Consider the following 20,194-nt stretch of genomic DNA (forward strand, 5'->3'; position numbering starts at 1 on the left):
GGACCTGACCTCGCCAATGATCCGGGTATAAAGTGCCCTCCATCAGGGGAGTTGCTCATGCGTGCCGTGTTTGTCGATGCCAACCCGACCCTCGCAGCGGTGATGGAGCGCCTTCACCGCCCCGGCGATCCGGCCATGAGTGTGCACCGCAATCCGAACGTCACGCCCGCCGAACTTCCCGCCGTCCTGGATGGTGCCGAGATCGCCGTGATCGACCACACGGCCCTCCCCACCGACATCGCCCGCCAGTGCCCGGGACTCAAGCATGTGGTGTTCCTCGGCACCGGAGCGCGCAGCTATATGAGCCCGGAGGAACTGGCCGGGCTCGGCATCACCGTCCACACCATCAAAGGCTATGGCGACACGGCGGTGGCCGAGTGCGCCTTCGCCCTCATGTGGGCGGCGGCCAAGGGCTTCGCCTCTATGGATCGCGGCGTGCGCGCGGGCCGCTGGTTGCGCACCGATGGCGCCCAGCTCACCGGCAAGACCCTGGGACTGGTGGGCTTCGGCGGCATTGCGGCCGAGCTCGCCCGCCTCGCCTCGGGCGCGGGGATGCGCGTCATCGCATGGAACCGCTCGCCCAAGGCGTTTCCCGGCGTCACCTTTCTCCCCTTGGAGGACGTGCTTGCACACAGCCACGCGCTCTCGCTGCATCTCCTGCTGACCGACGAGACGCGCGGCTTCCTCTCCGCCGAACGCATTGCCCTGCTGCGCCCCGGCGTCCTGCTGGTGAACACGGCCCGCGGCGCCCTGATCGACGAACCCGCCTTGATCGCGGCGCTGGAGAGCGGCCATGTGGCCCATGCAGGCCTCGACGTCTTCACCACCGAGCCGCTGCCGGCGGACCACCCCTTCACGCGGCTGGAGAATGTCACCCTCTCCGCCCATTCCGCCTTCCGCACGCCCGAGGCCAGCGACAATTTGATCGAAGCCGCCCTCGCCCATTGTCGGCGCATCCGGGATGAAGGACGCCAGGACTGAGGTCTGCGAAACGTGTTGGGGATGAAGTGGCGACCCCGGCTGGGCTCGAACCAGCGACCTAGTGCTTAGAAGGCACTTGCTCTATCCAGCTGAGCTACGGGGCCATGGGAAGGCTTCTAGCGCCAGATGCGGCAGGATTGAAGCACCTGGCGGGGAATCAATCGCCCCGCCGTGAATAGGGCGGGGCCTTGGCGACTGCAACAGGAAGGCCAAGTCCAGAGAAACCTGGAAAGCCAAGTCTTCGCCTAATTCTTGGCCTAAATCTTGGCCGTCTGGCCACGCGCTTTCGCCGCAGCAACGAAAAAGGGCCGAAGACAGTGCTCCGGCCCTTTCCACTTTCGGCGCCGTCGGAGCGCCTCAGTGGGTCCACTGGCCGACGCGGCGGAAGGCGAAATTGTCGGAATAGGCCATGCGCTTGCGAGCCGGGTCGTGGGGCTCGAACACCTGGTACGGAATGCCCTCGCGCTCCGCGTAGGCGACCGCCTCTTCCTTCGTCTCGAAGCTGAGGCGGATCTGGCTGTGCATGTCGGTGGAGCTGGTATAGCCCATGAGCGGGTCGATGGAGCGCGGACGCTCCGGCTCATATTCCAGAACCCAATGCTTCGTCGTCGCAACCCCGGACTGCATCGCATTGCGCGCCGGCTTGAAGATGCGTGCCACCATTGCTTCGCCGTCCCCGATCCTGGCACGGCCCCGCCCTTCGGCGCGGCCGATCATACCGCTTTGAGTCATTCTATATTCAGGCGCCGTCCACCGCGCAACGCGCAAGGCACTCCCGCTTGATGGGGAGCGCCATGCCCGGTGCAGGACCACCTCTTGTCAATCGTCCCGATAGACGCGCTCGCGCCGCTCGTGCCGCTCCTGCGCCTCCACCGACAGCGTGGCGATGGGGCGGGCCTCAAGGCGCTTGAGGGAGATCGGCTCCCCCGTATCCTCGCAATAGCCGTAGCTGCCGTCCTCAATGCGCTGCAGGGCGGCATCGATCTTGGCGATCAGCTTGCGCTGCCGGTCCCGGGCGCGGAGCTCGATGGAGCGGTCCGTCTCGGAAGAGGCACGATCGGCCAGATCGGGATGGTTCTGATTCTCATCCTGAAGGTGCTGCAGCGTCTCACGCGCCTCGCGGAGGATGTCGTCCTTCCAGTTCAACAGCTTCTTGCGGAAATACTCCCGCTGCCTGTCGTTCATGAAGGGCTCGTCCTCGCGGGGGCGATAGTCCTCGTCGACTTGAACCGACATCAGCACTGTCCTCGATACACCGTTGCTGACCCCCGGCGGGTTGCCGCGCTTATATCCACCACCTCGCCGTGGGACAACACCCATGTGCAGGGCAGTACGCACGGAACCGCAACCCCTGAGGGCCGAACGGGCCAGCGGGCGGCCGGCACCGACCGAAAAGCGGTATTCAGGAAGGGTGCGGACGGGTTCGCCGGTGTCTGATGCCGGAAATGACGCTGGACGCGCGATGTGTGGCCGCAGGCGTTCCGCGGCGGATCACGCCTGCGGCATCACCACCAAGGCATCACCACCAAGGCGACATCACCACCAGGACTTGCCCATGTTGAACGTGTAGGCCACCGACAAGCCCACCGAGAACTGGTTGGCGTCCTCAACCAGCGGCGAATCCGCCGCGCTGCCGACGATGCGCCCATACGTGCCCCAGACACCGGCCAGGAAACCGTTGCCGAAATTGCGTTCCAGCTGGGCCGTGACACCCCAGCCATTGATGCCCGAGCCGGCATTGTAGACGGGCAGCGGGTTGCCGAGGAAATTGGCGCTGAGCGCCTGGAACGGCGTGACGCCGAAATAGGCTTCGTTGAAGGCCGACGACGCAAAGCTGAGGCGGGGGCCTATGGCAAACCGCCACTGGTCCATGGGAACGATGAGGTCGGCGGCGGCATTCCCGATCCACCCTTCATAGCCCCCAAAGCCGTAGCGCAGCTCGCCGCGCAGGCGCAGCCAACTGACAGGGAACCATTCGGTAAAGCCGCCGATTTCAAGCGAGGGATCCACATTGCCAAGACCGGTCAGGCGGTCATTGGCATCCTCATCCCGGCCCCAATCGATGCGCCCCACCGCGCCGACCCGGAACGTGCCGGTGTCGAACAGCGCCAGGGACGGGTTGTCATCCACCGAGCGAAACACGTTAAGACCGCTGGCCTTCGCCACCCGGAACACGAGGCCCGGGCGGACCGTGTAGTCGTCGCTGCCGGGATATTCGGGAACAATGCGGCCGGACACGCCAATCGTCAGGTACCAGTCTTCCTGCGTGGCAGGCGCGGGCATGGGCGGGGGAACAGCTGCCGTTCCCGATTGGGCAAGCGCAGGCGCCGCAAGGCTCGCCACCGCAGCAGCGCAGATGCCAAGGCCGAGGGCTGTGCGGCGTAGGCTGGCGATCGTGAGCATGATAGGGGGCACCCGAACTGACCGAACATTACGCTAGGTTAGCCCCTCACCCCTCAGGATTGGTGGCAGAAATGTCACGATTTGCAAACACTTGGAACGCTAACCGGAGGATCGCGCGCGCCGCCCCTCCGCCAGGTCGTTCTCCCGCGCCGTCCGCCGTTCGGCCGCATCGGAAAAGCGTCCCATCCAATAGGCGACGGGACGCGTCAGCGTGGGCAGGACGTGCCTTGAACGCTCGGCCGCAAAGGGGCGGAAGACCTGGAGGGCGTCGTCCCGATCCAGAATGGCCGCCGTCAGGAGATCTGCGGCCAGTGCCGCATTCACGACCGGCTGGCGCCCAAGCGCCACCGCGTACCACACCCCCGCCCTCGGCGAGCCGATGAGCGGCATGCCGTGGCGCGCCACCCCATGGCTCACCGCCCGGGCCTCGCCGGTGACCGCGTGACGCAAGGCCGGGAAGACGCGTCGGCCGTGGCGCCGCAGGATCACCGACGCCGCGCCCGGCCCACCGGCGCGAAACGCGGTCGGCGCACGCAGATGGAGCTTTCCTCCCTGCCAGGAAAAAGCGAGGCCAAGGGCGCCCCCTTCGTGGATCGCCTCGTCGGCGCCGCCTCGGCCCTGTCGCGGCGCAAAGGTGCCTTCCACGAAATTGGCGCGAGCAAGCGCGCGGCGCAGCCAGGGCGCCGGCGCGGCGAGGCCCTTTTCGCCACAGAAGGCCACATGATCGGCCCGAACCCGCACGGTCGGGCAGGTCAGATATTTGCGCACCCCGTTCACATCGGCGCCCAGGAGCGGCGTGCGGGAGACGATCCGGGCGCCTGCGGCGCTGGCAGCCCCGGCAAGCCGGCGGGGCAGATCACTGAGGGCATAGGTCGAGGCCTGCGGGTCATGCAGCGCGCCGATGAAGGCATCGGTGCCGAGCAGAGCGGCCACGTGCGTGGCCCCCAGCTCCGCCATGCTGTCGAGCCCCAGCGTGTCGCGGGCCGCGGCCTCGTCGATGAGATCCAGCCGGCCGCGCGGGCCCGGCACATGGATGAACCCTTCGGCTTCCGGCTCAAACCCCAGCACGCCCAGGAGGCGAACGGCGCGCGCGTAAGCGGTGTCGGAGAGATGCTGCAGGCGGCGGGCCGTATCGCGATCCACGGTGGCGCAAAGCGCGGTGGCGGTCAGCCCCAAGCCGGAACGCAGCGTCTCCCGCCGCAGGCCAAGATCCGTCGTCGCCGGCTCGCCGGGATCCAGCAGCACCACGTCGCGGCCCCGCAAGGCGAGGCCCAGCGCCAGCCACAATCCCGCCAGCGACGCGCCGACGACACAAACCTCGCAATCGATCTCTGCCCGATCCAGCACGCCGGACCGCACCCTACCGTCCGCGGCAGGCGCGGCACGGCGGCCCGCCCGCTCGTCCACGAACGTCATGACCGCTCCCAGCCCCTGATGGCACCCCAGATGCCGCCGCGAAAGGATCCATCGGCCCAATGGGCACCCGATGGTCTCCCGCACCATGATCGTGACGCAATTTACCGTTGCTGTCGCCTGCCAAGGAGAGCAGGCACCCGAGTGCGCCTCTTTCCCCCGTTTCCGCTCCGGGCGACGATTCGTCCTGCTGTCGGAAACGGGCTCTAGAATGACGTTTCCCTGCCCTCTGTCCCGGAAAGCCCCATGCGCCGCCTGATCCTGCTTCGCCACGCCAAGTCCGACTGGCCGGATGGCACTCCGGACCATGAGCGTCCGCTGGCCGAGCGGGGGCGGGAGGCAGCGCCCGTCATCGGCGCCTATATGGCGCGAGAGGGTCTGGTGCCGGACCGGGTGCTTGTCTCCAGCGCCCGCCGCACCCAGGAGACGTGGGCCCTGGTGGCGCCGCAGTTGCGCAGCAGCCCGGAGGTGGAGCGCGAGCCCCGCATCTACGAGGCGAGCGTTTCGACCCTCTTCGCGGTGGTGCAAGGACAGCAGGTGGCGTGCCACACCCTCCTGATGGTAGGGCACAATCCAGGCTTCGAGGATCTCGCCGCGCGCCTGACGGACAGCGGCTCCGTGGAGGCCCGCCTCGCCATGTCCGCCAAATTTCCCACCGGCGCGCTGGCGGTGATCGATTTGCCCGTGGATCGCTGGGAGGATGTCACCCCCAAGTCCGGGCGGCTCGATCGCTTCATCACCCCCCGCGCCCTGAAGACGGACGGCTGACCCCTTGGCTCCCCCCCTGCCTTTCCTGGAAGAGGCCCGCATCGGCCTGCGCTCCCTAGCCGACCGGGTCGAGGACCTCGCCCGCCCCACCTTGCGTCTCGGCGTCACTGGCCTTGCCCGCTCCGGAAAGACCATTTTCACCACCGCCCTCATCCAGGCCCTGGTTCAAGGCGGCCGCCTGCCGGTGTTCGAGGCCATGGCGTCCGGCCGCATCGCCTCTGCGCGCCTGGAGCCCCAGCCGGACGATGCGGTGCCGCGCTTTCCCTTTGAGGACCATATGGGGCGGCTTGCGGCGCGCGACTGGCCATCGTCCACCACCCGCATCAGCGAATCGCGCCTGTCCATTCGGTATGCGCCCAAGAGGGGGGGCCTGCGCACCCTCACGCTGGACCTGGTCGACTATCCCGGCGAATGGCTGCTCGACCTGCCCTTGCTGGACAAGAGCTTCGGCGATTTCTGCCGCGAGAGCCTGGCCCTCGCCCGCGCCCCGGCCCGCCAGGCCCTGGCGCAGGAGATGCTGGCAGGGCTCGCCGCCACCAACCCCTATCTGCCGGCAGACGAAGCCAAGGCGCGGGAGTTGGCCTCCCGCTTCACGACCTATCTCTCCGCCTGTCGCAGCGAGCGGGTCGCCATGAGCCTTCTGCCGCCGGGCCGCTTCCTGATGCCGGGCGACCTGGAAGGCTCCCCCGCCTTGACCTTCGCGCCCCTCGACATCCCAGCCGGTGCCAGCCTGCCCTCCGGCTCGCTCGCCGCCATGATGGCCCGGCGCTATGAAGCCTATAAGAGCGCGGTGGTGCGCCCCTTCTTCCGCGACCACTTCGCCCGGCTCGACGCCCAGATCGTGCTGGTGGACCTGCTGGCGGCGCTGAATGCCGGCCCCGCCGCCTTGGCGGACCTGGAACGCGCGCTCGATTCCATCCTCGCGGCCTTCCGGGTGGGGCGCAACAGCCTGGTGTCGGCCCTGTTCCGCCCCCGCATCGACAAGGTGCTGTTCGCCGCCACCAAGGCGGATCATCTCCACCACACCAGCCATGACCGGCTTGAAGCCATTTTGCGGCGGCTGGTGGAGCGCGCCGGGGAGCGGGCGAAGGAGAGCGGCGCCACCCTCGACGTGGTGGCGCTCGCCGCCATCCGCGCCACGCGGGAGGCGCAGGTGTCGCGGGGCGGGCGGCAGATCCCCGCCATCATCGGCACGCCCGAGGCCGGGCAATCGGCCGGCGGGCAGGTGTTCGACGGCACCGAGGATGTGGCGCTCTTTCCCGGCGAACTGCCGGAGGCGCCGGACGCACTCTTTTCCGGCCGCGACGATGCATTTCGCGGGCTTTCCAGTGGCGATCACGGGGATGCGGACTTCCGCTTCCTGAAGTTCCGTCCGCCGCCCGGCCTTGGGATGGCCACGCCCGTTCCCCATATCCGGTTGGATCGGGCGCTTCAGTTCCTGGTGGGCGACCGGCTGGCGTGAGAACGCGCCGATACAGAGGTGGTGATGGCGGTAGCTGACGAAGACGGGCGGGCAAGGGCAGGATTGCGGCCGCAGGTTTTTCGCCTGGACGAGGCGGGCATTACCCTCGCCCCCGAGCCGGAGGTGCCTGAGGCGGCGCTTGTGCCGGTGCCGCCGCCCCGCACGAGGGGCATCAGCCTCGGCGGCCTGTTCTGGACCGCGCTGGGCGGCCTGGTCAGCCTGGGCGCCGGATTGGCGGTCACGCGGCTGGTGGAGGACCTGTTCTCCCATTCGGAGTGGCTCGGCTATACGGGCCTTGGCTTTGCCGCGCTGCTCGCCTTTGCGTTGATCGCCATCATCGTCCGCGAAGGCGCGGCGCTGATGCGCCTCTCCAGCCTTGACCGGCTGCGTGAGGCTGCCGTCAACGCCATCGCCGCCGATGACCGCAAGCAGGCGGAAGCCCTCACGCGCGATCTGCTCGCCTTGTCCGCCGACATGCCGGCACTGGCCCGTTCGCGGGCTGAACTCTCGTCCCATCTCGGCGCCATCATTGATGGCGCCGACCTTGTGCGCCTCACCGAGCGCAGTCTCATGGCGCCCCTGGACAGCCAGGCAAAGCAGATGGTGTCGGACGCGGCCAAGCGCGTGTCCGTGGTCACCGCCGTCTCGCCCCGCGCGGCGGTAGACCTGCTGTTCGTGCTCTATACGGCCCTCGGCCTCGTGCGGCGCCTGTCCCAGCTATATGGCGGGCGGCCGGGGACGCTCGGCATGCTGCGCCTCATCCGCCACGTGGTGAGCCATCTGGCGGTCACTGGAGGCATGGCGGCCGGCGACAGCCTGGTGCAGCAGGTTGTGGGCCATGGATTGGCCGCGCGCCTCTCCGCGCGGTTGGGCGAGGGCGTGGTGAATGGTCTTTTGACCGCCCGCCTCGGTCTTGCGGCCATTGCGGTCACGCGCCCCCTGCCCTTCGCCGCCCTGCCCGCCCCGCGCCTCGCGGATGTGGCGGCGGGCCTCCTGCGCAAGGCCGAGGAGGAGCAGGCTCAGGCGGGCAGCAAGCGGCTCGGCAAGGCAGAAGGCGCATAACGCACCGGCTGGTTCCGCCACAGCATCTCCGCCACCGGCCAGCCCAGCAGCAGGGACAGGATCACCACCACAGCCGCCACGGCCCATTGGCTCGCCAGGGCGACGGTGGCCAGCACGGCCAGAAGGCCCGCCATGGTGAAGGTGGTCAGACCCGCCATGAGCCACCAGCGCCACGGCGGCAGGCCGCCGAGGAACGTGATGCCGGCCGCATGGGGTTCCAGGCCCGCATGTACCGCCCGGATGAAAGGCAGAAATTGCGCCCGATGATCCTGCACCTGTGTCACCGAGGTGCGGCTGAGGGAACCGATGCGCAAGGTCTCCCCGGACCGGGCCGTGAGACGCATCTCATACATGGGGGACGCCAACTGGCCAGGACTGTAGACGAGGCGCACCTTGGTCACGTCGGCAAGGGCCAGCCTGCCCGAGCGCGCGCCCACATCCCATTCCAGCACGCCGTCCCGCAGCCGGAAGCGGGAACCCGGCCCGATCATCCTGCTGCGATAGGCATAGGTCAGCGCGCCCGCATCGTCCTCTTCGACCTTGCTCATCCGATGCGCCGGCTCCCTTCGCCACAGGCTCCTCCCTTAAGGGAGAGGCGCGCCGCTGACAAATCGCGGGCCACCTCAAGCGGAGGCGTGGGCACAAACATCCGGCTTCACGTCGACAAGAGGCGTCCCGTCGAGGCAGTCGAGGCCGCGCACCAGCAGATGCGTTCCCTCTACCCCGACCAGCTGCACCACGGACGAGGCGATGGGGTTCGGCCGTACCGGCGAGCGTAGCGAAAACGTGCCGGCCAGCTTGCCGCTATGGCCGGGACTCTGGAGCACCAGGTCGCGGCGGGCCTCGTGCATCCAATAGAGCACCTGGAGGCGCGGCTTGTCGGCGACGCCCTCCAGCGCCTCACCCCAGCGCGGATCGATCTCCAGACGGCAGACGGGGCCGGCGAGCGGATCGCCCCGGCGGGGACATTCCGAGCGGCGCGTCCAGGGCGTGCGGATGCGGCCGATGAAATAGAGGCCGGCATCGAAGGCCCGCGGCAGTTCCACCTTCACCTCGCCGGCGCGCATGCCCTCTTCCAGAATGTCCGTTTCCATCGCCGCGCCACTCATGCCTTGTCCTCCGTGCCGGGGGCATCATAAACCACAGCGCACGCCTGCCGAGGCCCCTCGCCGCGGCAAAACACCGGAGCTTGCCATGCAGCCGTCCCGCGACATCAGCCGTCTCATCGAGATCATGGCGCGGCTGCGCACGCCCGGCACGGGCTGCCCCTGGGACCTGGAGCAGGACTTCTCCACCATCGCCCCCTACACAATCGAGGAGGCCTATGAGGTGGCCGACGCCATCGCGCGCGGCGACAAGGCGGACCTCGCGGACGAACTGGGCGACCTGCTGCTTCAGGTGGTCTTCCATGCCCGGCTCGGCCAGGAGGAAGGCAGCTTCGAGTTCGGCGATGTGGTGGAGGCGATCACCACCAAGCTCATCCGCCGCCATCCCCATGTGTTCGGCGAGGCCCGTGACCTGCCGCCGGACGTGGTCAAGGCCATGTGGGGGCAGATCAAGGCGCAGGAGAAGGCCGAGAAGGCGCAGCGTCGCATCGCCGCCGGACTGCCCGCCGAGCCCCCCGCCCGCATCCTGGATGGCATCCCGGTGGGCATGACAGCCCTCACCCGCGCGCTGAAGCTGCAGGAGAAGGCGGGCAAGGTGGGCTTCGACTGGAACGATGTCCGCCAGGTGCTGGCCAAGATCCGAGAGGAGACCGAAGAGGTGGAGGAAGCGCTCGACGCCGAGGACCACCAGGGTCTTCAAGGAGAAGTGGGGGACCTGCTCTTCGCCGTGGTGAACCTTGCCCGCCACGCCGGGGTGGATCCCGAGGCCGCCTTGCGGGCCACCAATGAGAAGTTCACCCGCCGCTTCGGCCATGTGGAGGACAACCTCGCCGCGAAGGGGCGCCGCCCCGACGAGGCGAGCCTCGATGAGATGGAGGCCCTTTGGGTGGAGGCGAAGGGCCTGGAGCGGCCCTGAACGCTCCCGGCAAAAAGTGCAGGCCGCATGTCGGCGCAATGGCGTCTGCCGCGTTCTTGGGGCATGGCCGCTAAAGGCCCACCCCAAGAGGAGACGAGACGATGCGCGTGATGGTGATCGTGAAGGCGACGGGGGACAGCGAAGCCGGCCGCCTGCCCGCGCCCGAACTGCTTGAAGCCATGATGGCCTTCAACGAGGAACTCGTGAAGGCCGGCTTGATGCTGGCGGGCGAGGGCCTCAAGCCCTCCTCCGCCGGCAAGCGCGTCGCCTTCGACGGGGCGAGCCGCACGGTCCTGGATGGCCCCTTCGCCGAGACCAAGGAACTGATCGCCGGCTACTGGCTCTGGCAGGTGAAGGACATGGAGGAGGCCGTCGCCTGGGTGAAGCGCTGCCCCAACCCCATGCCGGGACCCAGCGAGATCGAGATTCGCCCGCTCTACGAGATGGACGACTTCGCCGAAGTGGCCACCCCCGAGGTGGCGGCAAGCGAAGCGCGTTTGCGGGAAAAGCTGGGCGGCGCCTGAACGCTTTTGGCGGCCGGTCGGCGGGGACCTGCCCCGCCCTCAGGCCTCATGCACCCGGTCTGGGCCAAAGCGGCGCGTGACCAGAGGCGCGCGTTCCGGCAGGATGCGCAGCGCCACCCGCATGACGCCATCTGCGTCGGTGTGACGTTCCAGCACCTCGCCATGGCGATAAAGCCAGCCAAGGCCCTCGCCATCCTCCGGCGCCAGCGTCACGTCCAAGGTGACACGGCCAGCGGTGATATGGCCCTCCACCAGGTCCAGAAGCGGACCGGTCCCCTCGCCGGTGAGGGCGGAGACCAGGACCGGCTGGTGGCCCTCCTCGGCGCGGACAGCGACATTGAAGATGCGCTCGCGCTCCTCGTCCGGCAAAGCGTCGATCTTGTTCCAGACCTCGATCACCCGTCCGCCGCTCTCCGCATCGATGCCGAGATCGGCGAGCACATCCTTCACATCCTCCGCCTGGGCGTCGGTGTCGGGATGGGAGATGTCGCGCACATGCAGCACCACGTCGGCCTCGATCACCTCTTCCAGCGTGGCGCGGAAGGCGGCAACGAGCTGGGTGGGCAGCTCCGAGATGAAGCCCACGGTGTCGGACAGAATGATGCGCGTGCCGTGCGGCAGGTCCACGGCGCGCAAGGTGGGGTCGAGGGTGGCAAAGAGCAGGTCCTGCGCCATCACCTCCGCCTTGGTGAGGCGGTTGAAGAGCGTGGACTTTCCGGCGTTCGTGTAGCCCACCAGAGCCACCACCGGATAAGGCACGCGCTTGCGGCTGGTGCGATGCAAGGCGCGGGTGCGCTTGACCTGCTCCAGGTCCTTCTCGATGCGGATGATGCGCTCGCCGATCTGGCGGCGGTCGGCCTCGATCTGCGTCTCGCCCGGTCCACCCAGGAAGCCGAAGCCGCCGCGCTGGCGTTCCAGATGGGTCCAGGAGCGCACGAGGCGTGAGCGCTGGTAATTCAGGTGCGCCAGTTCCACCTGGAGCGCGCCCTCCTTGGTCCGCGCCCGGCGGCCGAAGATTTCCAGAATCAGCGCCGTGCGATCCACAACCTTGGTGGACCAGGCCTTTTCCAGATTGCGCTGCTGCACCGGAGACAAGGCCGCATCGAAGAAGACGAGGCCGATGTCCTCGGCCGCGACGATGCCGGCGATCTCTTCCACCTTTCCAGAGCCCAGATAGGTGGCGGGCTTCACCTCGGCCAGCGGCACGAGTCCCCGGTAGACCACCTCAAGCTCGATGGCGAGGGCGAGGCCCACGGCCTCTTCGAGACGCGCTTCCGGAGTGCGCCGCTCGGCCAGGCCGCGCGGCGCTCGCTTGCTGAAATAGGGCGTTACGACGGCGCACCGGGTAGGCGGGGCCTGTCGATCGACACCTTTTCCGCCGACGCCCGGAGCGCCTTTAGCGGTTCCAAATTCCAATGCGTGTTACGCCTTCTCCGTGTCGTCCGTCGGGTCGAACAACTGAACCGGGTGTCCGGGCATGATGGTGGAGATGGCGTGCTTGTAAACAAGCTGCGAGTGGCCATCGCGCCGCAGCAACACGCAGAAATTGTCGAACCAGGTCACGACACCCTGAAGCTTGACGCCATTCACCAGGAAGATGGTGAGGGGTGTCTTGTTCTTGCGGACGTGGTTGAGAAACGTGTCCTGAAGATTTTGTGTGCGTTCCGCCGCCATTTTCGTGTCCGTTTCTTCGGCGTTGCCCCACCCTGCCCGAGGCCGGGAGCCGGCTTCGAAGCGAGCGGGAATTGATAAGCTAAAATGGCACAGGGAAAATTGCACGCAACAGTATTTTGCTTCGCAGCATGCCCATGATGCAGCGCATCAGGCGGAAGTCTCTGCAAAACGGTAGAATTCCTCCCGCAACCGCCGCGCCACGGGACCCGGCTTGCCATCCCCCACCAAGGCACCATCCAGCTTCACGACCGGCACGACGATATTGGAGGCCGAGGTGAAGAAGGCTTCCCGTGCTGCACGCGCCTCCTCAAGCGTGAAGGCCCGCTCGTCCAGCTTGAGCCCGGCCGCGGCCAGAATGTCCAGGATCACCGCGCGGGTGATCCCGCGCAGAATGCCGTGCTCCGCCGGCCGGGTGACCACCGTGCCATCGGCTGTGACGATCCAGGCATTGGTGGAGGAGCCTTCGGTCACATGGCCCGTGGCATCCACAAACCAAGCCTCTTTCGCGCCCGCTTCCTTGGCGGCCTGCTTGGCGAGTACGTTCGGCAAGAGGCCCACCGTCTTGATGTCCACCCGCTCCCAGCGATTGTCAGGCACGGTGATGACGCTCACCCCGGACTCTGCCGCCTTGTCGCGCTTAGCCGGGTCCGCGGAGCGTGACGTCACCACCAGCGAAGCCGGGATGGGCGTGTCGGGAAAGCCGTGGTCGCGGCGCGCGATACCGCGCGTGACCTGGAGATAGACAATGCCATCGCGAACGCGATTGCGCCGCACCGTCTCGCGCAACACCACCGACAGGGCGGCGCGCGTCATGGGAGGCGTGATGCGCAATTCGGAGAGCGAGCGATCCAGCCGGTCGAGGTGGCGGCGCTCGTCGATCAACCGACCGGCGCGGACCTCGCAGACCTCATAGACGCCGTCCGCGAACTGAAAGCCGCGATCCTCCACATGAATGGTGGCGTCGCGATGGGGCACATACTGGCCGTTTACATAGGCAATGCGGGACATGGGGTGGGGACTCACTTGCGCCAGACGGCGAGATGAAGCAGCACGAAAAGACCGACGGTTTCGAGACGCCCGGCCACCATGGCGAAGGCCGCCGCCAGCATGGACCAGGCCGGCAAGGCGGCAATGGGCGGCCAGCCCGCGCCGGAGGCATCATAGAGGGGGCCGGTATTGGTGAGCGCCGCCACCGCGCCCGTCAATGCGGCTTCGAACGAAGGCATGGACGTGCTCATGAGGATGAGCACGCCCGCGAGCGCGCAGACCACTGCCAGAAGCGTCACCCAGATGCCCCGCATGGCCGATCCGACGCCGCCCTCCCCCGTGCGCACCGGCTGCACCAGGTTGGGCGACAAAAGCCGCAGGAGATCGCCTTGCGCGCGCAGCACGAGGGCGCGGATCCGGAAAATCTTGAGGCCCGCCGCCACGGACAACGCCCCGCCCCCGACCAGGGCCAGGATGAGCTGAAGCGAACGGGGAATCTCTTCATAGGTATCCGGCTCGGGCGGGATGCCGCTTGTGGAGATCAGGGAGGCCGCTGCGAAGAGACCGGAATTGATCGCCTCGCCGGCGGGGATAATGGACGGCAGGCGGTAGATGATCACGGCGAGAAGCGTGCCGGCCACCGCCCAGTAGCCCAGCAGCAGCAGGCTCTCGGACTGTTCGGGCGCCGCATGGATGCGCCGGCCGACCAGCGCCTTGTGCCAGCGCACCGAAGTGGCCGCCCACAGAAGGAAAGGCATCAGCACCCAGCGGGTGCCCGCTCCGCCCCGGATCGCCTCGACAGCCTCGGGCGGCAGGTGCGCGCCGGCCGAGGTGACCGCGCTGGCGAGGCAGAAGGCCACGTAGGGGCCGTGGCCGCTCAGCAACATGGCCAGGAAGGCGATGCCGGTGGCGCCGGCATAAAGGGGAGTGACCTCCTTCAGCGCCGCCAACGTCTCCACCGCCTGAACCGCATCGAGCGCATGGGCAGCCCGGTTGGGCAGGCCTCCGATGGAGGCGGGCGCGAGCACCGCGATGGCGCACACAATGGTCAGCAGGCCGCCACACCATTGCAAGAGCGCGAACCAGGCGAACAGGCTGCGCGGCCCCCGCTCCACCATGCTGAAGCCCGTCGTGGTGAAAGCGGAAAGCGCCTCGAACCAAGCCTGACCCAAAGGCAGGTCGGCGGCATAGGCGATGACGGGCGACGCCACCAGCGGGATCAGAACCCACAGGCTGGCGAGCGCCACGAAAACCTGGAAGCGCCGCAGCCGTCCGCCAAGGCCGGCGCTGGCAAAGCGCATGGCGCCCGCCAGGAAGATGCAGCCGAGCGCGGTGGCGAGGAAAGCGGGCGCCAGCCCTTCGCCCCAACGTGCCGAGACCAAAGCGGGCAAGAGGCTCGCGAGGCCGGTCCATGCCAGCGCCACGGCGAGGAGGCGGACAATGGAGGCCATGGGGGATCGCGCTCAGAAGAATTCGAGGCTGACGCGGAACAATTGCTCCACGCGCTTGATCTGGTTGGACAGGGCAAACAGGATCACCCGGTCTTGCGCCCGCACCACCAGGTCGCCAGTGGGCAGGATCACCTCGCCGTTGCGCACGATGGCCCCGACCCGCAGGCCTTCCAGCAGATCCAGGTCGCGCAGCGGCTTGCCGACCAGCGGCGAGGTCTCCAGCGCCTCCGCCTCGATCACCTCGCCCGCGCCTTCCAGAAGCGAGTGAACGCCGCGAATGCGCCCGCGCCGCACATGCTGCAGCACCTTGGAGACGGTGATCTGCCGCGGATTGACGTGGGCGTCGATGCCCAGGCCCCGGGCGAAGGCGGCATAGCCCTGCTCGTTCACCAGCGAGAGGATGCGCCGGGCGCCCAATTGCTTAGCCAGCAGGCAGGACAGGATGTTGATGCGGTCGTCATTGGTCAGCGAGATCATGGTGTCGGCGTCGGGCACGCCAGCCTCGTCCAGGATCTCGCGGGCGAGCGCGTCGCCGTTCAGCACCACGGCCCGGTGCAGCACCTCGGCGATGGCTTGGGCGCGCTCGCGGGAACTTTCGATGAGCTTGACCTTGGCGGCGCTGTTCCGGCGCTCCAGCTCCTGGGCCACGTAGAGGCCGATATTGCCACCGCCGGCGATGACGATGCGCTGGCCGGGGATCTCGTCATGGCCGAAAATGGAAAGCGTACGCTTCACCTGTCCCGCCGCCGCAACGAAATAGGCGACATCCCCCGCCTGGATCGAATCCGTGCTCTTGAGCACCACCGGTTTTCCAGCCCGCTGCACGGCCACGATGGTCGCCCGCAAGTCGGGAAAAAGCTGGGTCAGCTCGCGTAGCGGGGTGTCGAGGATGGGGCAGTCCTCGGCGCAATAGACACCCGCCACCACCACCGCGCCATCGGCGAAGTTCACCGTATCGATCGCGCCGGGCAGGGAGAGCCGCCGCAGCACCATCTCGCCCACTTCCACCTCGGGGGAGATGATGACGTCGATGGGCAGGTGGTCGCGGGAAAAGAGGTCCCGCCATTCGGGCTGGAGATAGGTCTGGGCGCGGACGCGGGCGACTTTCGTCGGCACGTTGAACAAGGCGTGCGCAACCTGGCAGGCCACCATGTTCACTTCGTCATGGAGCGTGACGGCGATGATCATGTCCGCCTGCTCCGCCCCCGCCTTGGCGAGGACATCGGGATGGGAGCCGTGGCCCACCACCCCGCGCACGTCCAGCTGCTCGGTGGCCAGCTGGATGCGACGCGGGCTCGCATCGATGATCGACACGTCGTTCTGCTCGCCTGCGAGGCGCTCGGCAATGCCGAACCCGACCTGCCCCGCTCCGCAGATGACGACCTTCATGAACGATTCCCCCAAGCCTCGAGCGAGATTAGCCGTTCGCCGCCGCCGCGCCTACAGGCCGTTCGGTCACGCCTGTATCCGCCTCGGGCGCACAAAGCGACCTCATCCCACCCCCAGCGCCTTCAGCTTGCGATGCAGGGCCGAGCGCTCCATGCCCACGAATTCGGCGGTGCGCGAGATGTTGCCGCCGAAGCGATTGATCTGCGCGGAAAGATATTCGCGCTCGAACACCTCCCGCGCTTCGCGAAGCGGCAGGCCCATCAGATGCTCGCCGCCGTTTCCATTGGGCAAGGTGGGCACGAGCGCGCCCACGTCGGGCGGCAGCATGGAGGCCGTGACGATGGCCTCCGGATCCCCGCCGGCCAGGATCAGCACCCGTTCCACATTGTTGCGCAACTGGCGCACATTGCCCGGCCAGTCGTGGGACTGGAGCACGGCCATTGCGTCCTCCGCGATGCGCCTGCGGGCAAGCCCCGTGGTCTGGGAAATGAGTTCGATGAAGAAATCGACGAGGTCGGGAATGTCCTCGCGGCGCTCCGCCAAGGGCGGAACGCGGATCGGCACCACCGAGAGGCGGTGATAAAGGTCCTCCCGGAACCGCCCGGCGGCGATTTCCTCCTCCAGGTTGCGCCCGGTCGAGGAGATGATGCGCACGTCCACATTCACCTTGGCGGTGCCGCCGATGCGGGTGAAGGTCTGTTCCACCAGAACGCGCAGCACCCGGTTCTGGGTCTCGCGCGGCATGTCGGCCACCTCGTCCAGGAAGAGGGTGCCGCCATGGGCCTCCTCCAGCGCGCCGCGCCGCGCCTCCCTGCCCTCGCCCGCCTCCACGCCGAACAACTCGAACTCCAGCCGCTCCGGAGTGATGGCGGCGGCATTGATGACCACGAACGGCCCCCGCGCGCGCGCCGAGGCCGCGTGGATGAGGCGCGCGGTCAGCTCCTTGCCTGAGCCGGAGGGACCGACGATGAGGATACGCGAATTGGTGGGCCCCACCCGGTCCACGGTCGCGCGCAATTGCTGAATGGAGCTGGAGCGCCCGACCATGGTGTGGGGCTGGGTCAGCTGTTTCAGTTCCTTCACCTCGCGGCGCAGGCGCAAGGTTTCGAGCGCCCGCTCGGTCACCACCACCAGGCGATCCGCATTGAAGGGCTTCTCGATGAAGTCGTAGGCGCCACGCTTGATGGCAGCCACGGCCGTCTCGATGTTGCCGTGGCCGGAGATCATCACCACCGGCACATCTGGATGATCGGCCTTGATGGTGTCCAGCAGTTCCAGCCCGTCCATCCGGCTGCCCTGAAGCCAGATGTCGAGGAAGATCAGGTTCGGGCGGCGGCTGGCGATGGCGGCGAGCGCGCTGTCCGCATCGCGGGCGGTCCGCGCCGTATAGCCCTCGTCCTCCAGGATGCCGGCCACGAGGCCGCAAATGTCGGCTTCGTCGTCGACGATGAGAATGTCGTGTGCCATGGGTCAGGCTCCCTTGGAGGGTGAGGAGGCGGCGCCGGAGGCGGTCGCGTCGCTCGGGCCGGCGTGCGTGGGAGCGGCCGGGGCGGGAGAGGAAACAGGGTCTGTGGTGTCGGCGGCAGCGGCCGTCGCCGGCTTGGTCGTCGCTTCCGCCAAGTGAGCCGTCTCGGCGGAGGCCGTCTCTGGAGCGGGTGCGGTTTTGGCAGCGGGCTTGGCCGTCGCCCTGGCGACAGGCTTGACCGCCTCGACGGGAATGCCGTCCGCCCGAAGCCGCAGGCGGATCCAGGCGCCCCGGCCCTCAGGCGCATCGTTCAGTTCGATGCCGCCGCCATGCTCCTCCATGATCTTGCCGACGATGGCGAGGCCAAGGCCCGTGCCTTTCTCGCGGGTGGTCACGTAGGGCTCCAGCAAGCGGTTGCGGCTCTCCTGGGGAAGGCCGGTCCCGTTGTCGATGACATCCACGATCAGGTCTTCTCCTGCGCGCACGGCGCTGACGCGCACCCGGCCCTTGCCGCGCTGGTCGGCTGGCACGGCCTCGATGGCCTCGGCGGCATTCTTGATGATGTTGGTAAGGGCCTGGGAAATGAGGCGCCGGTCGAAGCGGGCAGGAAGCTCCGGCGGCACCTCAGCCTCGAAGCTGACGTCCGGATGGCCCACGCGCATGAGGAAAATGGTCTGGCGAATGGTCTCGGCCAGGTCCTGGCTGTCCACCACGGGCTTGGGCATGCGGGCGAAGGAGGAGAACTCGTCCACCATGCGCCCGATGTCGCCCACCTGCCGGATGATGGTGTCCGTGCATTGGTCGAACACGTCCCGATCCTGGGTGATGTGCTTTCCGTACTTGCGCTTGAGGCGCTCGGCGGAGAGTTGGATGGGCGTGAGCGGGTTCTTGATCTCGTGGGCAATGCGGCGGGCCACGTCCGCCCAGGCAGAGGTGCGCTGCGCGGCGATGAGGGCCGTGATGTCATCGAGCGTCACCACCCAGCCATGGCTCCCCTCGCCCGATTGTTCGGTGGTGAGGCGGACGGTGAAGACGCGCTCACGGCCTTCGCGATTGACGGTGATGGTGCCCTGGACGGTGCGCTGGCGCTCGTCGGCCTTGGCCTCGGCAATCAGACCCTCGGCCTCCGGCACCACCTCCACCAGAAGCTGGCCAAGCACATCGGCCTCCTTGACGCCCAGGAGGCGCTCGGCGGGGCGATTAAGAATGGTGACCTTCAGCTCTGGATCGATGCCGATGACGCCCGCTCCCACGCCGGAAAGGACGGCCTCGGTGAAGCGGCGTCGGCTGTCCATCTGGTCGTTGGCGCGCAGCAAGGCATCGCGCTGCTGGCGCAACTCGGAGGTCATCTTGTTGAACGTTTCACCCAGCGCGGCCAGGTCGCCCTCCGCGCGATAGATGGGCACCTGCACATCCAGGTTGCCGGCCGCCACATGATCGGCCGCCGACATCAGCCGGCGGATGGGCGCCACCAGCCACTTCGAGAAGTTCAATCCCAGCCATACAGCGGAGAGCAGCACGATCAAGGTGATGACCGTGTACATGAGGGCGAAGGCCACCTGCACGCCGAAGCGGCGCTCTTCCAGGCTCTCATAGTCGGCCAGCGTGTCGCGCGTCGCCTTCAGGTAGCCGATCACCCTCGGATCGATGGGTCGGGCCACGTAGAGATAAAGGTCGTCATAGTCGCGCAGCTTCACCACAGCGCCCACATAGTCGGCGTCGGACGGCAGGTAGATGACCGGCTGCTCCACCGTCGCCTCGCCGATGGCGATGTTGCTGGGCACCAGGAATTCGCGTCCCGCATTGATCTGGGCGCGCTCGATGACCTTCAGGTCCTTGTCGATGATGACGGAGCCCGGCAGGTTCCGCAGCGCCGCCTGGGCGGTAAGGATCTGGCGGAAGCGCTCGCGGTCGGTGTCGAACAGGGGCTTGAGACGGGTGAGGTCGTTGCCCATGGCCAGAACGTCGCCGCGGATATTGAGCGCATGCTCACGCACATAGGTCTGCGCCACCTGGACGGCGCTCGCCACGATTTCCCGCGTGCGCACCGAGAACCAGCGGTCGAGCCCCCGGTCGAGGGTCAGGCTCGCCACCACCGCAACGAGGATGGCCGGCACCACTGCCACGATGGCGAAGAGGCTGACAATGCGCACATGGAGACGGGCGGCGGCCCGGCCCCTCCGGCGGGCGCGCATGATGCGCCACACTTCGCGCCCCACCATCACGGACAGCACGGCCACCGCCAGAGCGTTGCCCGCCAGCAGGCCGATGACCACCTCGTGGGTGGGCACAACCGGCGTCAGGCCCATCAGGATGAGGAATGTGGCAAGGGCGGAGATAAGCGCCAGCAGCACCATGAGCGGCGCGAAATAGCCGAACCCCATGCCCGAATTGACGCCAAAGGGGCTGCCTTCGGTGCGGTCCTGAGAGGTCAGGCTCATGTCTTCCTTCACCGCTGTCGCGCCGCGAGTCGCCGCGCCACTGATGCAGTGGAACGACACTGGTGCAAAAATGTGACAGCGATCGAGCCGGCAAGACCTATTTTGAAAACCGGCGAAAAAGTGCCAGGCCTGTGGATGACTTGGCCGTGGGC

19 protein-coding genes and 1 tRNA gene are annotated in these 20,194 nt (G+C 67.7%); 6 read left to right on the forward strand and 14 right to left on the reverse strand.

What is annotated here, in order from left to right; translation table 11 throughout:
- Window positions 1-57 precede the first annotated feature (57 nt).
- On the forward strand, window positions 58-981 hold the full coding sequence (locus PV781_RS02210) for an NAD(P)-dependent oxidoreductase (RefSeq protein WP_274773990.1): 924 nt from the start codon (window positions 58-60) through the stop codon (window positions 979-981).
- A 27-nt stretch (window positions 982-1,008) separates the two neighbouring features.
- On the opposite strand, the gene PV781_RS02215 is transcribed toward PV781_RS02210, so the two are convergent.
- The 5 genes from PV781_RS02215 to PV781_RS02235 form a co-directional block, all read right to left on the reverse strand.
- A tRNA-Arg gene (locus PV781_RS02215) sits at window positions 1,009-1,085 on the reverse strand.
- A 253-nt stretch (window positions 1,086-1,338) separates the two neighbouring features.
- Window positions 1,339-1,644 carry an ETC complex I subunit gene (locus PV781_RS02220; RefSeq protein WP_274774153.1) on the reverse strand — a complete coding sequence of 102 codons (306 nt, stop codon included), beginning with the start codon at window positions 1,642-1,644 and terminating at the stop codon, window positions 1,339-1,341.
- A gap of 156 nt (window positions 1,645-1,800) precedes the next feature.
- Window positions 1,801-2,217 (reverse strand): RNA polymerase-binding protein DksA, encoded by a 417-nt coding sequence (gene dksA / locus PV781_RS02225; protein WP_274773991.1) that lies wholly within the window; start codon window positions 2,215-2,217, stop codon window positions 1,801-1,803.
- A gap of 300 nt (window positions 2,218-2,517) precedes the next feature.
- Window positions 2,518-3,384 carry a MipA/OmpV family protein gene (locus PV781_RS02230; RefSeq protein WP_274773992.1) on the reverse strand — a complete coding sequence of 289 codons (867 nt, stop codon included), beginning with the start codon at window positions 3,382-3,384 and terminating at the stop codon, window positions 2,518-2,520.
- Between the two features lie 99 nt (window positions 3,385-3,483).
- Window positions 3,484-4,800: an FAD-dependent oxidoreductase gene (locus PV781_RS02235; RefSeq protein ID WP_274773993.1), complete on the reverse strand. Its 1,317-nt coding sequence runs from the start codon at window positions 4,798-4,800 to the stop codon at window positions 3,484-3,486.
- A gap of 243 nt (window positions 4,801-5,043) precedes the next feature.
- Between PV781_RS02235 and PV781_RS02240 the strand changes: the two genes are divergently transcribed.
- The 3 genes from PV781_RS02240 to PV781_RS02250 are packed head-to-tail and all read left to right on the forward strand — an operon-like array spanning window position 5,044 to window position 8,089.
- Window positions 5,044-5,565, forward strand: coding sequence for a SixA phosphatase family protein (locus PV781_RS02240; RefSeq protein WP_274773994.1), 522 nt, complete (start codon window positions 5,044-5,046; stop codon window positions 5,563-5,565).
- A gap of 4 nt (window positions 5,566-5,569) precedes the next feature.
- Window positions 5,570-7,027, forward strand: a complete 1,458-nt coding sequence (locus PV781_RS02245) for a YcjX family GTP-binding protein (RefSeq protein ID WP_274773995.1) — start codon at window positions 5,570-5,572, stop codon at window positions 7,025-7,027.
- A gap of 24 nt (window positions 7,028-7,051) precedes the next feature.
- Window positions 7,052-8,089, forward strand: coding sequence for a YcjF family protein (locus PV781_RS02250; protein WP_274773996.1), 1,038 nt, complete (start codon window positions 7,052-7,054; stop codon window positions 8,087-8,089).
- Here the strand turns inward: PV781_RS02250 and PV781_RS02255 are convergent.
- Complete coding sequence (locus PV781_RS02255) at window positions 8,047-8,637, reverse strand: hypothetical protein (RefSeq protein ID WP_274773997.1); 591 nt, start codon at window positions 8,635-8,637, stop codon at window positions 8,047-8,049. The genes PV781_RS02250 and PV781_RS02255 overlap by 43 nt on opposite strands.
- Before the next feature lie 75 nt (window positions 8,638-8,712).
- Window positions 8,713-9,198: an SAM-dependent methyltransferase gene (locus PV781_RS02260; protein ID WP_274773998.1), complete on the reverse strand. Its 486-nt coding sequence runs from the start codon at window positions 9,196-9,198 to the stop codon at window positions 8,713-8,715.
- An 85-nt stretch (window positions 9,199-9,283) separates the two neighbouring features.
- Here PV781_RS02260 and mazG point away from each other — a divergent pair, with 85 nt between their 5' ends.
- Both mazG and PV781_RS02270 read left to right on the forward strand, forming a co-directional pair.
- On the forward strand, window positions 9,284-10,111 hold the full coding sequence (gene mazG / locus PV781_RS02265) for a nucleoside triphosphate pyrophosphohydrolase (protein WP_274773999.1): 828 nt from the start codon (window positions 9,284-9,286) through the stop codon (window positions 10,109-10,111).
- A 101-nt stretch (window positions 10,112-10,212) separates the two neighbouring features.
- Window positions 10,213-10,635 carry a YciI family protein gene (locus PV781_RS02270; RefSeq protein WP_274774000.1) on the forward strand — a complete coding sequence of 141 codons (423 nt, stop codon included), beginning with the start codon at window positions 10,213-10,215 and terminating at the stop codon, window positions 10,633-10,635.
- 39 nt (window positions 10,636-10,674) lie between these two features.
- Here PV781_RS02270 and hflX read toward each other — a convergent pair whose 3' ends face one another.
- The 7 genes from hflX to PV781_RS02305 all read right to left on the reverse strand — a co-directional run bounded on the left by hflX (window position 10,675) and on the right by PV781_RS02305 (window position 20,042).
- Entirely contained in the window at window positions 10,675-12,051 is a 1,377-nt protein-coding gene (hflX, locus tag PV781_RS02275; protein ID WP_274774001.1) for a GTPase HflX, read from the reverse strand.
- A gap of 6 nt (window positions 12,052-12,057) precedes the next feature.
- Window positions 12,058-12,309 (reverse strand): RNA chaperone Hfq, encoded by a 252-nt coding sequence (gene hfq / locus PV781_RS02280; protein ID WP_209105373.1) that lies wholly within the window; start codon window positions 12,307-12,309, stop codon window positions 12,058-12,060.
- Window positions 12,310-12,456: 147 nt separating this feature from the next.
- Window positions 12,457-13,317, reverse strand: coding sequence for a D-amino-acid transaminase (locus tag PV781_RS02285; protein WP_274774002.1), 861 nt, complete (start codon window positions 13,315-13,317; stop codon window positions 12,457-12,459).
- Between the two features lie 11 nt (window positions 13,318-13,328).
- Entirely contained in the window at window positions 13,329-14,747 is a 1,419-nt protein-coding gene (locus PV781_RS02290) for a hypothetical protein (protein ID WP_274774003.1), read from the reverse strand.
- 12 nt (window positions 14,748-14,759) lie between these two features.
- Window positions 14,760-16,136, reverse strand: coding sequence for a Trk system potassium transporter TrkA (gene trkA / locus PV781_RS02295; protein WP_274774004.1), 1,377 nt, complete (start codon window positions 16,134-16,136; stop codon window positions 14,760-14,762).
- Window positions 16,137-16,238: 102 nt separating this feature from the next.
- The gene (gene ntrX, locus PV781_RS02300; RefSeq protein ID WP_274774005.1) at window positions 16,239-17,603 is read right to left on the reverse strand and encodes a nitrogen assimilation response regulator NtrX; all 1,365 of its coding nucleotides are present in this window, start codon (window positions 17,601-17,603) and stop codon (window positions 16,239-16,241) included.
- Between the two features lie 3 nt (window positions 17,604-17,606).
- Window positions 17,607-20,042 carry a sensor histidine kinase NtrY-like gene (locus PV781_RS02305; RefSeq protein ID WP_425532341.1) on the reverse strand — a complete coding sequence of 812 codons (2,436 nt, stop codon included), beginning with the start codon at window positions 20,040-20,042 and terminating at the stop codon, window positions 17,607-17,609.
- Window positions 20,043-20,194 lie beyond the last annotated feature (152 nt).

Source organism: Aquabacter sediminis (genome assembly GCF_028863665.1).
Taxonomy (GTDB): domain Bacteria; phylum Pseudomonadota; class Alphaproteobacteria; order Rhizobiales; family Xanthobacteraceae; genus L1I39.

Excerpts from the sequence above, each read along its gene's own strand:
- PV781_RS02255 (WP_274773997.1), bottom strand. The coding sequence starts at position 8,637 with ATGAGCAAGGTCGAAGAGGACGATGCGGGCGCGCTGACCTATGCCTAT.
- PV781_RS02220 (WP_274774153.1), bottom strand. The coding sequence starts at position 1,644 with ATGGTGGCACGCATCTTCAAGCCGGCGCGCAATGCGATGCAGTCCGGG.
- hfq (WP_209105373.1), bottom strand. The coding sequence starts at position 12,309 with ATGGCGGCGGAACGCACACAAAATCTTCAGGACACGTTTCTCAACCAC.
- dksA (WP_274773991.1), bottom strand. The coding sequence starts at position 2,217 with ATGTCGGTTCAAGTCGACGAGGACTATCGCCCCCGCGAGGACGAGCCC.
- PV781_RS02240 (WP_274773994.1), top strand. The coding sequence starts at position 5,044 with ATGCGCCGCCTGATCCTGCTTCGCCACGCCAAGTCCGACTGGCCGGAT.
- trkA (WP_274774004.1), bottom strand. The coding sequence starts at position 16,136 with ATGAAGGTCGTCATCTGCGGAGCGGGGCAGGTCGGGTTCGGCATTGCC.
- PV781_RS02250 (WP_274773996.1), top strand. The coding sequence starts at position 7,052 with ATGGCGGTAGCTGACGAAGACGGGCGGGCAAGGGCAGGATTGCGGCCG.
- PV781_RS02290 (WP_274774003.1), bottom strand. The coding sequence starts at position 14,747 with ATGGCCTCCATTGTCCGCCTCCTCGCCGTGGCGCTGGCATGGACCGGC.
- PV781_RS02285 (WP_274774002.1), bottom strand. The coding sequence starts at position 13,317 with ATGTCCCGCATTGCCTATGTAAACGGCCAGTATGTGCCCCATCGCGAC.
- PV781_RS02230 (WP_274773992.1), bottom strand. The coding sequence starts at position 3,384 with ATGCTCACGATCGCCAGCCTACGCCGCACAGCCCTCGGCCTTGGCATC.
- PV781_RS02210 (WP_274773990.1), top strand. The coding sequence starts at position 58 with ATGCGTGCCGTGTTTGTCGATGCCAACCCGACCCTCGCAGCGGTGATG.
- PV781_RS02260 (WP_274773998.1), bottom strand. The coding sequence starts at position 9,198 with ATGAGTGGCGCGGCGATGGAAACGGACATTCTGGAAGAGGGCATGCGC.
- PV781_RS02235 (WP_274773993.1), bottom strand. The coding sequence starts at position 4,800 with ATGACGTTCGTGGACGAGCGGGCGGGCCGCCGTGCCGCGCCTGCCGCG.
- PV781_RS02270 (WP_274774000.1), top strand. The coding sequence starts at position 10,213 with ATGCGCGTGATGGTGATCGTGAAGGCGACGGGGGACAGCGAAGCCGGC.
- ntrX (WP_274774005.1), bottom strand. The coding sequence starts at position 17,603 with ATGGCACACGACATTCTCATCGTCGACGACGAAGCCGACATTTGCGGC.
- mazG (WP_274773999.1), top strand. The coding sequence starts at position 9,284 with ATGCAGCCGTCCCGCGACATCAGCCGTCTCATCGAGATCATGGCGCGG.
- PV781_RS02305 (WP_425532341.1), bottom strand. The coding sequence starts at position 20,042 with ATGAGCCTGACCTCTCAGGACCGCACCGAAGGCAGCCCCTTTGGCGTC.